General features: G+C 68.0%; 11 protein-coding genes. 10 read left to right on the forward strand and 1 reads right to left on the reverse strand.

Annotation, left to right across the window (positions count from 1 at the left end):
• Nucleotides 1–3 precede the first annotated feature (3 nt).
• From rnc to AC59JP_RS03770, 9 genes are all read left to right on the forward strand, one after another.
• On the forward strand, nt 4–783 hold the full coding sequence (gene rnc, locus AC59JP_RS03730) for a ribonuclease III (RefSeq protein ID WP_497324273.1): 780 nt from the start codon (nt 4–6) through the stop codon (nt 781–783).
• A gap of 1 nt (nt 784) precedes the next feature.
• The gene (gene mutM / locus AC59JP_RS03735) at nt 785–1,660 is read left to right on the forward strand and encodes a bifunctional DNA-formamidopyrimidine glycosylase/DNA-(apurinic or apyrimidinic site) lyase (protein ID WP_497324274.1); all 876 of its coding nucleotides are present in this window, start codon (nt 785–787) and stop codon (nt 1,658–1,660) included.
• A 222-nt stretch (nt 1,661–1,882) separates the two neighbouring features.
• Nucleotides 1,883–1,981, forward strand: a complete 99-nt coding sequence (kdpF, locus tag AC59JP_RS03740; protein WP_497324275.1) for a K(+)-transporting ATPase subunit F — start codon at nt 1,883–1,885, stop codon at nt 1,979–1,981.
• Between the two features lie 2 nt (nt 1,982–1,983).
• Complete coding sequence (gene kdpA / locus AC59JP_RS03745) at nt 1,984–3,816, forward strand: potassium-transporting ATPase subunit KdpA (RefSeq protein ID WP_497324276.1); 1,833 nt, start codon at nt 1,984–1,986, stop codon at nt 3,814–3,816.
• On the forward strand, nt 3,813–5,885 hold the full coding sequence (gene kdpB, locus AC59JP_RS03750) for a potassium-transporting ATPase subunit KdpB (protein WP_497324277.1): 2,073 nt from the start codon (nt 3,813–3,815) through the stop codon (nt 5,883–5,885). The genes kdpA and kdpB overlap by 4 nt, the downstream gene beginning before the upstream one ends.
• A 6-nt stretch (nt 5,886–5,891) precedes the next feature.
• Nucleotides 5,892–6,527, forward strand: coding sequence for a potassium-transporting ATPase subunit C (locus AC59JP_RS03755; RefSeq protein WP_497324278.1), 636 nt, complete (start codon nt 5,892–5,894; stop codon nt 6,525–6,527).
• A gap of 24 nt (nt 6,528–6,551) precedes the next feature.
• Nucleotides 6,552–9,092, forward strand: coding sequence for a sensor histidine kinase (locus tag AC59JP_RS03760; protein WP_497324279.1), 2,541 nt, complete (start codon nt 6,552–6,554; stop codon nt 9,090–9,092).
• Complete coding sequence (locus tag AC59JP_RS03765; RefSeq protein WP_497324280.1) at nt 9,089–9,787, forward strand: response regulator; 699 nt, start codon at nt 9,089–9,091, stop codon at nt 9,785–9,787. The genes AC59JP_RS03760 and AC59JP_RS03765 overlap by 4 nt, the downstream gene beginning before the upstream one ends.
• Before the next feature lie 36 nt (nt 9,788–9,823).
• Nucleotides 9,824–12,196: a lysylphosphatidylglycerol synthase domain-containing protein gene (locus tag AC59JP_RS03770; RefSeq protein WP_497324281.1), complete on the forward strand. Its 2,373-nt coding sequence runs from the start codon at nt 9,824–9,826 to the stop codon at nt 12,194–12,196.
• A 4-nt stretch (nt 12,197–12,200) separates the two neighbouring features.
• On the opposite strand, the gene AC59JP_RS03775 is transcribed toward AC59JP_RS03770, so the two are convergent.
• A complete protein-coding gene (locus AC59JP_RS03775) occupies nt 12,201–13,694 on the reverse strand; it encodes a PucR family transcriptional regulator (RefSeq protein WP_497324282.1) in 1,494 nt (497 codons plus the stop codon).
• 130 nt (nt 13,695–13,824) lie between these two features.
• Here AC59JP_RS03775 and AC59JP_RS03780 point away from each other — a divergent pair, with 130 nt between their 5' ends.
• Entirely contained in the window at nt 13,825–14,691 is an 867-nt protein-coding gene (locus AC59JP_RS03780; protein WP_497324283.1) for an FAD binding domain-containing protein, read from the forward strand.
• Nucleotides 14,692–14,693 lie beyond the last annotated feature (2 nt).

Here is a 14,693-nt window from a genome sequence, read left to right on the forward strand (position 1 = left end):
AACGTGACCGACACACAGCACGCGTCACCGACCGAGAGCGACGAAAGCGATCACGCATCGCTTCTCGTCGCTCTCGGCGTTTCCATGGAACCGTCCCTGTTGACGCTTGCTCTCACACACCGCTCGTACGCGTACGAGAACGGCGGCCTTCCCACCAACGAGCGCCTCGAGTTCCTCGGCGACTCGGTTCTCGGACTCAGCGTCACCGAAGCTCTGTACATCCGTTTCCCGGACAAGTCCGAGGGCGAGTTGGCCAAGATCCGGGCGAGCGTCGTCAACATGCACGCGCTCGCCGAGGTCGCCCGCGAACTCGGTGACGGCGGTCTGGGCCAGTACCTGCGGCTCGGCAAGGGCGAGGAGATGACGGGTGGCCGAGACAAGCCCTCCATCCTGGCCGACGGCATGGAATCCCTCCTGGGTGCCATCCACCTTCAGCACGGCATCGACACGGCCCGTGAAGTAGTGCTGCGCCTGTTCGCGCCGCTGCTCGAACGTGCGCCGAAGCTCGGTGCCGGACTCGACTGGAAGACAAGCCTGCAGGAGCTCACCGCGGAGCGCGGACTCGGCGTGCCCGCGTACGAGATCTCCGCGACCGGTCCCGACCACGACAAGGAATTCACCGCCACGGTGCTGGTCGGCGGATCTCCACTCGGTGTCGGTGTCGGCCGGTCCAAGAAGGAAGCCGAGCAGCGAGCCGCAAGTACCGCGTGGACGATGCTCTCGGAATCCGCCCAGAATTCCGCAACCACCTTGATCCCTCCCGCACCGGAGAAGTCGTCCTAGGTTGCCCGAACTCCCCGAAGTAGAGGTCGTCCGTCGCGGGCTGGACGCGCACGTCGTGGGAACCCGCATCGAGCACGTCCAGGTTATGCATCCACGCGCGGCCCGTCGGCACGTGCAGGGCAGCCTCGACCTCGAAGCCCAGCTCGCCGGTCGGTCGATCGTCGCGGCCGAGCGCCGCGGAAAGTACCTGTGGCTCACCACCCGCGGGTCTGAACTCGACGCCCTCGCGATCGTCGTCCACCTCGGCATGAGCGGTCAGATGCTGGTGCAGCCGCCCACGGCGCCGGACGAGAAACACCTTCGCATCCGCACCGTGCTCGACTCGGGCACCGAACTGCGATTCGTGGACCAACGCACCTTCGGCGGGTGGGCGCTGGCCGATCTGGTCGAGGTGGACGGGACCGTCGTTCCCGAACCGGTCGCCCACATCGCCCGCGACCCGATCGACCCGCTGTTCGACGCGGAAGCGGTGGTGGCGGCCATCCGGCGCAAACACACCGAGGTCAAACGCGCACTGCTCGATCAGACGGTGGTGTCCGGTGTCGGCAACATCTACGCCGACGAAGCGTTGTGGCGGTCCAAGATTCACGGCAATCGCCTCACCGACTCACTGACGAGACCGGCCGTGCGCCGCGTGCTGAACAACGCTCATGCCGTCATGGGTGAAGCGCTGGCGCAGGGCGGGACGTCGTTCGACGCGCTGTACGTCAACGTCAACGGCCAGTCCGGATACTTCGACCGATCCCTCGCCGCATACGGACAGGAAGGCCGGCCGTGCCCCCGATGCGGCACCGCCATCCGCCGCGAGAAATTCATGAACCGCTCGTCCTTCAGCTGCCCGAGGTGTCAGCCTGCGCCGCGCATACGGCGGGCGTAAAGATCGCATCAAAACGCCTGCTCGGGGTGTCAACAGATCGTCAGTGACGCCGAGAGGGACGTATTCGGGGTGGACGCTGGCGTAGCTACCGTGCAACAGCCGGTACGAAGCTCGTGTCGCGAGGATTGCATCCATGGCTGATCTGGCCTACCTACTCGTCATCGCAGCAGGATTCGCTGCGGTGGTGCTGACCGTCCTCTCACTCGGCCGGACGGTGAGGAAGTGACCGCCGCCGGAGTGGAGAGCGTGATCCTCATCGTGATCGCCGCAGCTCTCGCGATCTATCTGCTCATCGCCTTGCTCGACCCCGAGAGGTTCTGACCGTGAACCCAGCACTCGCGGCCGGACTTCAGATCGCGGCCGTCGTGATCGTTCTGGCGGCCGCATACGTCCCGCTCGGCGACTACATGGCGCGGGTGTTCACCACCCCGCTCGATGTCGCAGAAAATGAGGCCGCACAGCGCGAGGAAGCAGCCGCGTCGGCCGCCGCGAAAAGTGGCGGATCCTCCGTCGCAACGGCGCTCGGCCCCGAGCTGCAGCCTGAGCCGCAGCGCACGTCGCGCCCCACGCAAGCCACGGCCGACTGGCGCATCGAATCCGCGCTGTACCGCCTCTGCCGAATCAACCCGCGCGCGGAGCAGACCTGGGTCGGCTACGCGCTGAGCCTGCTCGGCTTCTCCGTCGCGAGCGTGCTGTTCCTCTACGCGCTCCAGCGCGTGCAAGGCGTTCTGCCGCTGAACAACTCGCTTCCCGGCGTCAGTCCGTCCGTGGCCTTCAACACCGCCGTCTCCTTCGTCACCAACACCAACTGGCAGTCGTACACACCCGAGACGACGATGAGCAACCTGACCCAGCCGCTCGGGTTGGCCGTGCAGAACTTCGTCTCTGCCGCAGTCGGTCTGTCCGTCGCGGTCGCCGTCATCCGCGGCTTCGTTCGAGTCCGCACCAACGGCGAGCTCGGCAACTTCTGGGTCGACCTGACCCGCGGGTGCCTGCGCGTTCTGCTCCCACTGTCCTTCGTCGTCGCGCTGATCCTGCTGACCCAGGGTGTCGTGATGTCGTTCCACACCGGTTTCGGCTCGACCGGCCTCGACGGAAGCTCCGTCAGCAACGCACTCGCTCCGGTGGCCTCGCAGGAAGCGATCAAGGAAATCGGCACCAACGGTGGCGGGATCCTGGGGGCCAACTCGGCGCACCCGTTCGAGAACCCGACACCTCTGTCGAACATCGTCGAGATCATCTCGCTCCTGCTGATCCCGGTCGCGTTGACCCGAACCTTCGGAACCCTTGTCGGAGAACGCAAGCAGGGTCTGTCCATCCTCGCTGTCATGGCGCTCCTGTGGGGAACGATCCTGGCCGTCACCCTCGCGTCGGAATCGGGCGCACGAGGCGTGGCCGCACGGGCCGCCGGCGCCATGATGGAGGGCAAGGAACAGCGCTTCGGTATTCCCGGCTCGGCCCTCTTTGCGGTCAGTACCACCGGAACCTCCACCGGCGCAGTCAATTCCGCGCACGACTCGATGTCCCCGCTCGGCGGTGGAGCCGTGATCCTGAACATGTTGTTCGGAGAGGTCGCGCCGGGAGGCGTCGGCACCGGTCTGTACGGCATGCTCGTTCTGGCCGTGATCGCGGTGTTCGTCGGCGGTCTGCTGGTCGGACGCACTCCCGAGTACCTCGGCAAGAAGCTGGGAAAGCGTGAGATCACCATGGCCGCGCTGTCGGTGCTCGTCATGCCGGCCCTCGTCCTGGTGGGCACCTCGATCACCGTGATTCTCCAGTCCACGACGAACTACCTCGGCAACAGCGGCGACCCCGGAACACCGGGATCCATCCACGGGTTCAGCGAGGTGCTCTACGCGTACTCCTCCGCCTCCAACAACAACGGCAGCGCCTTCGGCGGCCTCACCGTCACCAGCGACTGGTTCCAGACCTCGCTCGGCCTGGCCATGCTGTTCGGCCGCTTCCTTCCCATCGTCTTCGTGCTCGCCCTCGCCGGCTCGCTCGTGTCGAAGCGGCGATCCCCGGCGGGCCCGGGCACCCTGCCCACCACCGGATTGCTCTTCACCGGTCTGCTGACCGGCACGATCGTCCTGGTCGCCGCACTCACCTTCTTCCCGGCGCTGGCGCTGGGACCCATCGCAGAGGCCGTGCAATGACAGTTCTCACCCGAAACGAACCCGAGTCCGACGCGGACGCGGCAGTTCCGCCGTCGGTCGGGTCCGGCTACTTCAGCCCGAAGCAACTGTGGACGTCGTTGCCCTCGGCGTTCCGCAAGCTCGACCCACGCCACCTCGCACGCAACCCCGTCATGTTCGTGGTTCTGGTCGGATCGGTCATCACCACCGTCATGGCCGTGCTCGACCCGTCGGTGTTCTCGTGGCTGGTCACCGGCTGGCTCTGGTTCACCGTCCTGTTCGCCAACCTCGCCGAGTCCGTGGCCGAGGGCCGCGGCAAGGCGCAGGCGGCCAGTCTGCGAAACGTCAAGCGCGACACACTCGCTCGCCGCCGCACGAAGGACGGATCGACCGAGGAGGTCCCCGGCACCGAGCTGAAGGTCGGCGATCACGTCGTCGTGTCGGCGGGGAACGTCATTCCCGGCGACGGTGACGTGATCGAGGGAATTGCGTCGGTGGACGAGTCGGCCATCACGGGCGAGTCCGCCCCGGTGGTCCGTGAGTCCGGAGGCGACCGCAGCGCCGTGACCGGCGGCACCACGGTGCTCTCGGACGAGATCGTCGTCAGAATCACTGCGGCACAGGGCGAGACGTTCGTCGATCGCATGATCGCACTCGTCGAAGGTGCCTCCCGGCAGAAGACGCCGAACGAGATTGCCCTCAACATCCTCCTCGCGTCGCTGACGATCGTGTTCCTGTTCGCCGTCGTGGCGATCGGCCCGATGGGGCTGTACGCGGGATCCGCGCAGGACCCGGTCAAGCTGATCGCCCTCCTGGTGTGTCTCATCCCGACCACCATCGGCGCCCTGCTGTCCGCGATCGGCATCGCCGGCATGGACCGACTGGTGCAGCGCAACGTGCTGGCCATGTCGGGTCGCGCGGTGGAAGCGGCCGGCGACATCGACACCCTCCTGATGGACAAGACCGGCACCATCACCTTCGGCAACCGCCGCGCGACGGCGCTGCACCCGGCGCCCGGCATCACGATGGAGCAGTTGTCCGACGCCGCACGGTTGTCCTCCCTCGCCGACGGAACGCCCGAGGGCCGCAGCATCGTCGATCTCGTCGCTGCGCCCGACACGGGCAACGTGGGCGGCGAGTTCGTGCCGTTCACCGCGCAGACCCGCATGTCCGGTCTCGACGTCGACGGCCGCTGCATCCGAAAAGGGGCGTCCGACAGCGTCTTCGCGTGGGTGCGCGAGCAGGGCGGAGCCGATCCCGACCCCGCCGTGCGTGACTCCGTGGAGGCCGTCTCGCAGGCCGGCGGAACACCGTTGGTGGTCGCGGTGACCGAAGCCGACGGCAGCGCCGCGGTTCTGGGCATCGTCGAGTTGTCCGACGTGGTGAAGCCGCACATCGCGGAACGTTTCGAACGCCTGCGCGCCATGGGAATTCGGACTGTCATGGTCACCGGAGACAATCCGCTCACGGCGCGGGCCATCGCGGCGGAGGCGGGTGTCGACGACTTCCTCGCCGAGGCGACTCCCGAGGACAAGCTCGCTCTCATCCGCCGCGAGCAGGAGGGTGGCCGCCTGGTCGCCATGACCGGCGACGGCACCAACGACGCGCCCGCGCTTGCGCAGGCCGACGTCGGGGTCGCGATGAACACCGGAACGTCCGCCGCCAAGGAGGCGGGCAACATGGTGGACCTCGATTCCGACCCCACCAAGCTGATAGAGGTCGTGGAGGTGGGAAAGCAGCTGCTCATCACGCGCGGCGCCCTCACCACGTTCTCACTCGCCAACGACCTGGCGAAGTACTTCGCCATCCTTCCTGCGATGTTCGCGGCGGTGTATCCGCAGCTGGGCGCACTGAACATCACGCGTCTCGCGACACCCGAATCGGCCATCGTGTCGGCCGTGGTGTTCAACGCCCTGGTGATCGTCGCCCTGATACCGCTGGCGCTCAAGGGTGTTCGATACACCCCGGCGACGGCGTCGAAGCTTCTCGGTCGCAACCTCGCGATCTACGGCGTGGGCGGTGTGATCACACCGTTCGTCGGTATCTGGCTCATCGATCTCGTGGTTCGACTGATTCCTGGAATGGGCTGAAAAGACATGCGTATCACCGGAGTGTTCATCAGACAGATCGTGGCGGGCCTCGGCGTGTTGCTGGCGCTGACCGTCGTGCTCGGCGTTGCCTACCCCGCGGCGGTCTGGGCCGTCAGCCGGATCGGATCGTCGTCGGCGGAGGGTTCTCCGCTGCGCGACGCGTCGGGCTGCGTCGTCGGCAGTTCGCTGATCGGCGTGGATCCGCAGGTACCGGCCGGCGCACCCGATCCGTTCTTCCACACCCGCGTCACCGGATCGGTGTCCGACGACGACGCCTTCGCACCGGGCGACCCGTCGGCCGCGTTGCCGCTCAACCAGGGTCCGAGCAGCGACACGTTGGCGTCGTTCGTCGAGCAGCGCCGCGCCGCGGTTGCCGAGCGGGAGAACGTGTCGCCGGACGCCGTTCCGGTCGACGCCGTGACGGGCTCGGCATCGGGCATCGACCCCGATATCAGCCCCGCGTACGCGGCGATCCAGGTTCCCCGTGTCGCCGCCGCGACGGGCAGGTCGGTGGAGGACGTGCGCGCCCTCGTCGACGAGAACACCAGCGGACGGCAGCTCGGATTCCTGGGGCAACCTGCGGTGCACGTTCCCGCGCTGAACGTGGCACTGGGGCTCACCGCGCCGTCCTGTGGTGAATAGTCCTGTCTGGTGAATGATGCAGGTGTGAGTACGCACGCCAGCGCGGCCGACGAACGCACCACCCCCGGTGCGCGCGGTGAGCTGCGCATCTACCTCGGCGCGGCACCGGGGGTCGGCAAGACCTACGCGATGCTCGGCGAGGCGCGGCGCAGGAAGTCGCGCGGGTGTGACGTGGTGGCGGGTGTGGTGGAAACCCATGGCCGTCGGGGCACCGCCGAGATGCTCGAGGGCATCGAGGTGGTGCCGCCGAAGATGGTGGAGTACCGAGACTCGCTGCACGCCGAACTCGACGTCGATGCGGTGCTGGCGCGTCGACCCGATCTGGTCCTGGTCGACGAACTCGCGCACACCATCACCCCGGGCGGCCGCAACACCAAGCGCTGGCAGGATGTCGAGGATCTGCTCGACGCGGGAATCGACGTGATCTCGACCCTGAACGTGCAGCACCTCGAGTCGCTGAACGACGTCGTGCACCGGATCACCGGAGTGATGCAGCGCGAGAGCGTGCCGGACGCCGTGGTCCGCGGGGCGGCTCAGGTGGAGCTGGTGGACATCACGCCGGAAGCGTTGCGTCGCAGGCTCTCTCACGGAAACATCTACTCGGCAGACAAGATCGACCCGGCGCTCAGCAACTTCTTCCGCCGCGGAAACCTCACGGCGCTGCGGGAATTGGCGTTGCTGTGGTTGGCCGATCAGGTGGACGCCGCGCTCACGCGGTATCGAGCCGACAACGCCATCGAGGCCACGTGGGAAGCGCGCGAGCGCGTCGTGGTGGCCGTCACCGGTGGCCCGGAGTCCGAGACGCTGCTGCGCCGCGCGAGCCGAATCGCCGCGAAATCCAGTGCGGAACTGATGGTCCTGCACGTCGTGCGCGGCGACGGGCTCGCCGGGGTGTCGGCGTCGCACATGGGCAAGGTCCGGAAGCTGGCGACAGGGCTCGGTGCGTCGCTGCACAGTGTCGTCGGTGACGACGTGCCGACGACGCTGCTCGAGTTCGCCCGTGGGGTGAACGCGACGCAGCTCGTGATCGGCACGTCCCGTCGGTCCCGGTGGCAGCGGACGTTCGACGAGGGCATCGGGTCGGCCGTCGTGCAGAACTCCGGCACCATCGACGTGCACATGGTCACCCACGAGGAGGCGCGTCGTGGTCTGCGGCGCACCGTGCCGCCGGCGCTGCGGCGACCGATCGCGTGGGCCGCGTCGATCGTGGTGCCCGCGGTGGCCGCCGCGATCATCTCGCTGGTCGACGACCGGCTGCAGCTCGGCGGCGAGAGCGCCCTGTTCTTCGTCGTCGTGTTGGCAGTGTCGCTTCTCGGGGGTGTGGCTCCGGCCGCGCTGTCGGCGCTGTTCTCCGCTCTGCTGCTGAACTACTTCTTCACCGATCCTCGCTACAGCTTCACCATCGCCGAACCGGACAACTTCGTGACCACCGTGGTGCTGCTGCTGGTGGCCGTAGCCGTTGCGGTACTGGTGGATTCGGCCGCCAAGCGCACGCGCGAGGCGCGTCGGGCCTCGCAGGAAGCGGAACTGCTCGCGCTCTTCGCCGGCTCGGTGTTGCGCGGCGCCGACCTCGCGGGGTTGCTCGAGAGGGTGCGCGAGACGTACTCCCAACGCGCCGTGTCGGTGATCCGGCGCGGCGTCGGCGTGGTCGAATCGGTCGGCGAGGACCCGCCGAGCACCGTGGACTCCGCGGACACCGCGGTGGAGGTCTACGACGGCGACTACGCGCTTCTGCTCTCGGGCGGACGCACCAGGGCCAGCGATCGGCGCGTGCTGGTGGCCGTCGCGAACCAGGCTGTCGGGCTCATTCGCCAGGGCCAACTGGCCGAGGAAGCGTCGGCGGCGACGGCGCTCGCGGAGTCCGATCGCCTGCGCCGAGCGTTGCTGTCCGCGGTCGGTCACGATCTGCGCACACCGCTCGCCGCGGTGAAGGCATCCGTGTCGTCGCTGCGCAGCACCGACGTTCAGTTCTCCGCCGAGGACACGGCGGAACTGCTTGCCACGGTGGAGGAGTCGACCGATCAACTGACCGCTCTCGTGGGCAACCTGCTCGATTCGTCCCGTCTCGCCGCGGGCGCAGTGAAGCCCATGTCCGCTCCGGTGTTTCTCGACGAGGTCGTGCACCGAGCGTGTGCGGCGGCGGGCCCGGCCCGCGAGCGCGTGACGTCGCGGGTGGGGGATCTGGCGGTGCTGGCGGACGACGGGTTGCTCGAACGCGTTGTCGCGAATTTGATCGACAATGCGCTGCGGTATGGGGCGGGCAGGCCGGAGGCCGGTCGGGATGACGCTGCGAGCGACGTCACGGTCGATGCGGTTCAGTTCGATGGGCGGGTGCTGCTCAGCGTGGCCGATCGTGGTTCGGGCATCGCTGCCGACGCCGCCGAGACGATGTTCGACGCGTTCCAGCGGCTCGGCGACCGTGACAACACCACCGGCGTGGGCCTCGGGCTGTCGGTTGTGCGCGGATTCGTGGAGGCGATGTCGGGCACGGTGACGGCGTCGGAGACTCCCGGCGGCGGGTTGACCGTCACCGTCGATCTGCCCGCAGCGCCGGGGAATTCATGACCGACACCGCTCCGACCAGAGTGCTGGTGGTGGATGACGAGCCCCAGATCCTGCGCGCCCTGCGGATCAACCTGAGTGTGCGCGGGTACGACGTGACCACCGCGTCGACCGGCGCCGGCGCGTTGCGTGCTGCCGCGGAATGCCGACCCGACGTGGTGGTTCTCGACCTCGGTCTGCCCGACCTCGACGGTATCGAGGTGCTCGCCGGGTTGCGCGGGTGGACGCAGGTTCCGGTGGTGGTGCTCTCGGCGCGCGGCGACTCGTCCGACAAGGTCGACGCCCTCGACGCGGGAGCCGACGACTACGTCACCAAGCCGTTCGGCATGGACGAATTCCTGGCACGACTGCGCGCCGCCGTGCGACGAGGTACCACCGCCGGTGCGGTGGAGACGCAGCCCGTCGTCGTCACCGAGTCGTTCACCGTGGATCTGTCGGCCAAGACGGTCACGCGTGACGGAAAATCCGTTCACCTCACGCCGACCGAGTGGGGAATGCTGGAGACCCTGGTTCGGCACCGCGGCAAACTCGTGGGGCAGCGCGAATTGTTGCGCGAAGTCTGGGGACCGGCCTACGAGACGGAAACGCATTACCTGAGGGTGTATCTGGCGCAATTGCGACGCAAACTCGAGCCGGACCCGGCGCATCCTCGGCACCTTCTGACCGAAGCCGGAATGGGTTATCGGTTCAGTGAATGACGGTGCGGCCACGGCAGTGCCGTAAGTTGACTTCTCGTGCGAGTCGACGGACGTGACATCACGGTGGAGGGGAGTCTCCTCCAACCGTTGACCCGCAGGACGAGCGACATCGTTCGCGTCGTGGCGGCCGCGGTGACACTCGTGGCCGTGGTGGTCATCTCGCTGGCCACCCGCGGCGAATGGGAAGCGCTGGAGAGTTCGGTTTCCGATATCGTCGGCGTGCTCAGTCCGAGCGTGTCGAATGTCGTGTACATCGTCTACGGGGTGTCCATTCTTGCTCTCCCGTTCACCATTCTCATCGGTTTGATCGGGGCTCGGCGCTGGAAACTGCTCGGTGGTTTCGGCGCCGCGGCGTTCGGGGCGGCATTCGCATTGTCGATATCGGGAACCGGGTTGTCGGCGCCGAATTGGCACATCGACGAATCGACGCGGATCGACACCCTGCTCTCGCAATTCCTCGACGACCCGCGGTGGATCGCGATCGTGGCCGCCGTCGTGACGGTGTCCGGGCCGGGTCTGCCGACCCGGTGGCGCCGAACCTGGTGGACTCTGCTCCTCGCCTTCATCCCGATCCACCTCGTGGTCAGTACCGTCGTGCCCGCGCGTTCACTTCTCGGACTGGTCGTCGGGTGGCTGACCGGTGCCGTGGTGGTCTGGGTGGTGGGCACACCGGCACTCGAGGTGCCACTGCAGTCGGCGGTGCGGGTGCTCGCGCGGCGCGGGATCTCCGTCACCTCCTTCACCGTGCTGACGCCGGCCGGTCGAGGCCCGCTCGTGCTGTCCGCCGCGTCGGACGGAGCGACACCCGCTGTCGTCGTGGAGTTGTACGGGCTCAACCAGCGCAGCGGCGGCGCGCTGACTCAGGGGTGGAGGCTCGCCAGGTTCCGGCCGAGCGAGACGGCACCCCTGCACGCGTCCCTGCACCGGGCGGTGGAACACCGCGCGCTCATGGCCATCGCCATCGGTGATCTGTCGTTGGCGGCGAGCACCCCACTGGCGGTCGCCTCGCTCGAACGCGGCTGGATGCTCTACGCCCACAGCGCCGCTCACGGCGAGCGGCTCGATTCCGACCGGCCGTCCGACGTGACCGCGGTGTGGCGGTCGCTCGGAGATCTTCACAGCCGGCAGATCTCGCACGGCGATCTTCGCCCGGATCAGATCGGCATGTCCGGTGACACTGCGGTCTTCGACGGGTTCGGCTCCGCCGAGCTCGGTGCGACCGATGCGCAGTTGCAATCGGACGTCGCCCAGTTGCTGTTGACCACTGCAAGCATCTACGGCGACGAGCCGTCGGTGAGCGCCGCCGCCGACACGCTCGGCGAGGACGTGGTTCTGGCGGCGTCGGGCCGGCTGACCCGATCCGCCATTCCTCGGCGGATCCGCATGGCCGTACCCGACTCCAAAGCGGTGATGACCTCGGTGCGGGACACCGTGCTCGACCGGACCGGCGCCACGTCCATCACCAAAGAGCAGGTCACCCGGTTCACTCGCAACCAGATCATTCAGCTGGTCCTGCTGTTCGCGCTCGTCTACGTCGCGTACCCGTTCTTCAGCGCCGTCCCGGCGTTCCTCACCGAGCTGGGTTCGATCGACTGGCGTTGGGCGGCAGCCGGTTTGGCCGTGTCCGCGCTGACGTACGTGGGAGCGGCGGCAGCCCTGTGGGCGTGCGCATCGGGTCTGGTCAGCTTCAAGAACCTGACGATCATGCAGGTGGCCAACACCTTCGCCGCCACCACCACTCCCGCGGGTGTCGGGGGGCTGGCGCTGAGTGTGCGCTTCCTGCAGAAGGGCGGCCTCGGGGTCACCCGCGCGACCGCGGCGGTGGCGCTGCAGCAATCGATGCAGGTGATCACCCACGTCACGTTGCTCGTGTTGTTCAGCGTGGTCGCGGGAACCTCGGCGGAACTGTCGAAGTTCGTCCCCGACCCGACGGTGCTGTACCTGATTTCCGGTGTGGCGCTGGGTGTCCTGGGAACGGCGCTGTTCGTGCCCACCCTGCGCAGGTGGCTGCGCACGGCGGTGCGGCCGCAGCTCGCGGAGGTCACCCGCGACCTCTTGGAACTGGCCCGCGACCCCAAGCGATTCGCGGTCATCGTGCTGGGCTGCGCCGCAACCACTCTCGGTGCCGCCTTCGCGCTGTGGGTCAGCATCGAAGCGTTCGGCGGCGGCACCACGTTCGTCACCGTGACCGTCGTGACCATGATCGGCGGCACCCTCGCGTCCGCTGCGCCGACACCGGGCGGAGTGGGCGCAGTCGAAGCCGCCCTGATCGGCGGACTGGCGGCCTTCGGACTGCCCGCGAGCATCGCGGTGCCGTCGGTGCTGCTCTACCGAGTGCTGACCTGCTGGCTGCCGGTGTTCCTCGGCTGGCCGACGCTGCGGTGGCTGGGCAAGAAGGACATGATCTAGGCCCTCAGGTCATGCGCAGCGCGAGGAAGAACTCCACGCGATCCTCGAGGCGTGAGAGATCACGCCCGGTCAACTCCTCGATCCGCGCGATGCGGTAGCGCACCGAGTTGATGTGCAGGTGAAGCTGTTCCGAACACGTCGTCCACGACCCGTTGCAGTCGAGAAAGGCCGCGAGCGTCGGAACCAGTTCACTCTGATGGGTCGCGTCGTAATCGGTCAGCGGGTCCAGCAGGCGAGAGCGAAAGAGCTGGCGCATGTCGTCCGGCACGCTCGCCAGCAGCAGAACCAGCGTCGCGAGCTCGTCGTGGCCCACCACCCGCACCCCGTCGCTGTGCCGCGCCGCCAACCGCCGAGCCTGACGCGCCTCCTCCACGGCGCTGCGCAGCTCGCTCGCCGCCGCCACTCCGCTGACCCCGATCGACAGGTCGCTGTCCGCGAGGCCCGGACCGAGCTGCTCCACGGCGCGGCTCACCTCGGCCGTGAGGTCGCCGGCCGTGGGCACCACCGCGATCACCTCGCCGTCCACCACGCCGATCACCGGGTCGCCGCCCAGCACATCCCGCAGCAGGAACCGCACCTCACCGAGGCGCAGCCCGCCCCGAGACACACTCGCCGCGACCGCCACGTAACTTCCCCGACCGTCGAAGCCGATCAGCTGCAACTGCTCGTCCACTCCGACACCCGAGACCACCGACCGAACGAACTGCTGCGCCAGACGCCCCGACACACCCAGACGATCGTCGGTGCGGGCGCGCTCGACCGCCACGATCGCCGCCAACTCCTCCGCCAACGCCAACCGCTCGGGAGGCCAACTGCGCCAATCGCTTCCGAAGGCGACGATCCAATCGACCACGCGGGAGGCCGAGTCGCCGTCCACCGCGAAAAGCGACACTCCGTGCGCGACGTGAGGAACCAGACGTGCGGTCAGGAACGCACGGGCGAGAGTCTCGGGGGCAATACCGTCGGAGAGGGGGGTGGAGGGGGCGAGAACCCGGCCGCTGGGGGTCAGCACCCAGCAGTCCAACCCCAGTTCCTCGGCGACCAACTCGAGCAGCGGGCCGAGTCCGCTGCCGCCGGCGGTCGAGACGAGGCGGCGGTGGCGATCGAGCACGGATCGAAGGTCGGATGCGCGTCCGGTCGACAGGCGCCGCACGACGGACTCGGTGACGGTCGCGAACGAGACGGTGGCGGAGACCAGGAACAGGGGAACGCCGTGCCGGCGACACGCGTCGACGAGGTCCGGCGGCACCACCCCGTCCTTCGATGCGGCGAGCGCAGCCACGCCCGCCCGCGCGATGGAGCGAACGAACGCGTCGGAATCGTCGGCGTCGCGGTGCCACATGAGGCCGGTGAGCACGAGTTCGCCGCCGGTGAGGTAGCGGCTGGGGTCGATCATGTCCGTGGTGACCACCCAGCGGATGGTGGAGTCGCGTTGGCTGTCCGGGACCAGGACGTCGAAGCCCAGTTCGGGCATTGCGAGCAGATCGTGCACCCTCATTCGTAGGAACCTACAGTCTGCATGCTGTGATCGGAGTCATAGTTTGTCGGTCCTGCGTCTCGTGTGGCGGACCAGCGGGGGCTGTACTGGGGAGACACAGAAAAGATTCTCGAGCGGAGAGCTGACACACATGGATTTTCTACGGCCCCAGACCTGGGCGGATGCACTCGCCGCCAAGGCGGACGACGTCGACGCCGTGCCCATCCAGGGCGGCACCGACGTCATGGTCGAGATGAACTTCGACCTGCATCGGCCGGCGGCGTTGCTCGATCTGAACCCGGTCGCCGAGCTGACGACGTGGGAGGAAACTCCAGAAGGAACTCTGCGCGTCGGGGCCGGTGTGCCCTACGTCCGCATCATCTCGGAGTTGGGCGACCGCCTGCCGAGCATCTCGCAGGCCTCGCGGACGGTCGGATCCCCGCAGATCCGCAACCGCGCCACGGTCGGTGGCAACCTCGGGGGAGCGTCACCCGCGGGCGATCTGCACGCGCCACTGCTCGCCGGCGGCGCGATCATCGAGGTCGAGTCCGCTGCGCGCGGCACCCGCATGATCCCCGCGACCGAGTTCTACCTCGGCGTGAAACGCAACTGCCTCGAGCCGGACGAGCTCATCCGAGCCTTCCACCTTCCGCCCGCCGCTGGGCCGCAATACTTTTCGAAGATCGGCACCCGCAACGCGATGGTCATCGCGGTGTGCTCCTTCTCGATCGCACTGTTCCCGGGCGAGCGACGCGTGGGCACCGGACTCGGTTCCGCTGCGCCCACACCGCGCCGGGCATACGCTGCCGAGGAGTTTCTCGCGGCCGAACTCGACTGGGACGCCGACCTCGACGACGCGGTGGTGGCGCGGTTCGGTGATCTGGTGCGCGAGGCGGCCAGCCCGATCGACGACGTCCGGGGCACCGCGAACTACCGACGACACGCATTGTCGGTGATGGCGAAGCGAACGCTCGGCTGGGCGTGGCGCGATTACGTGAACGAGAAGAAGGCGGCCTGAAC

It is taken from the genome of Rhodococcus sp. 320_ES (assembly GCF_059691855.1).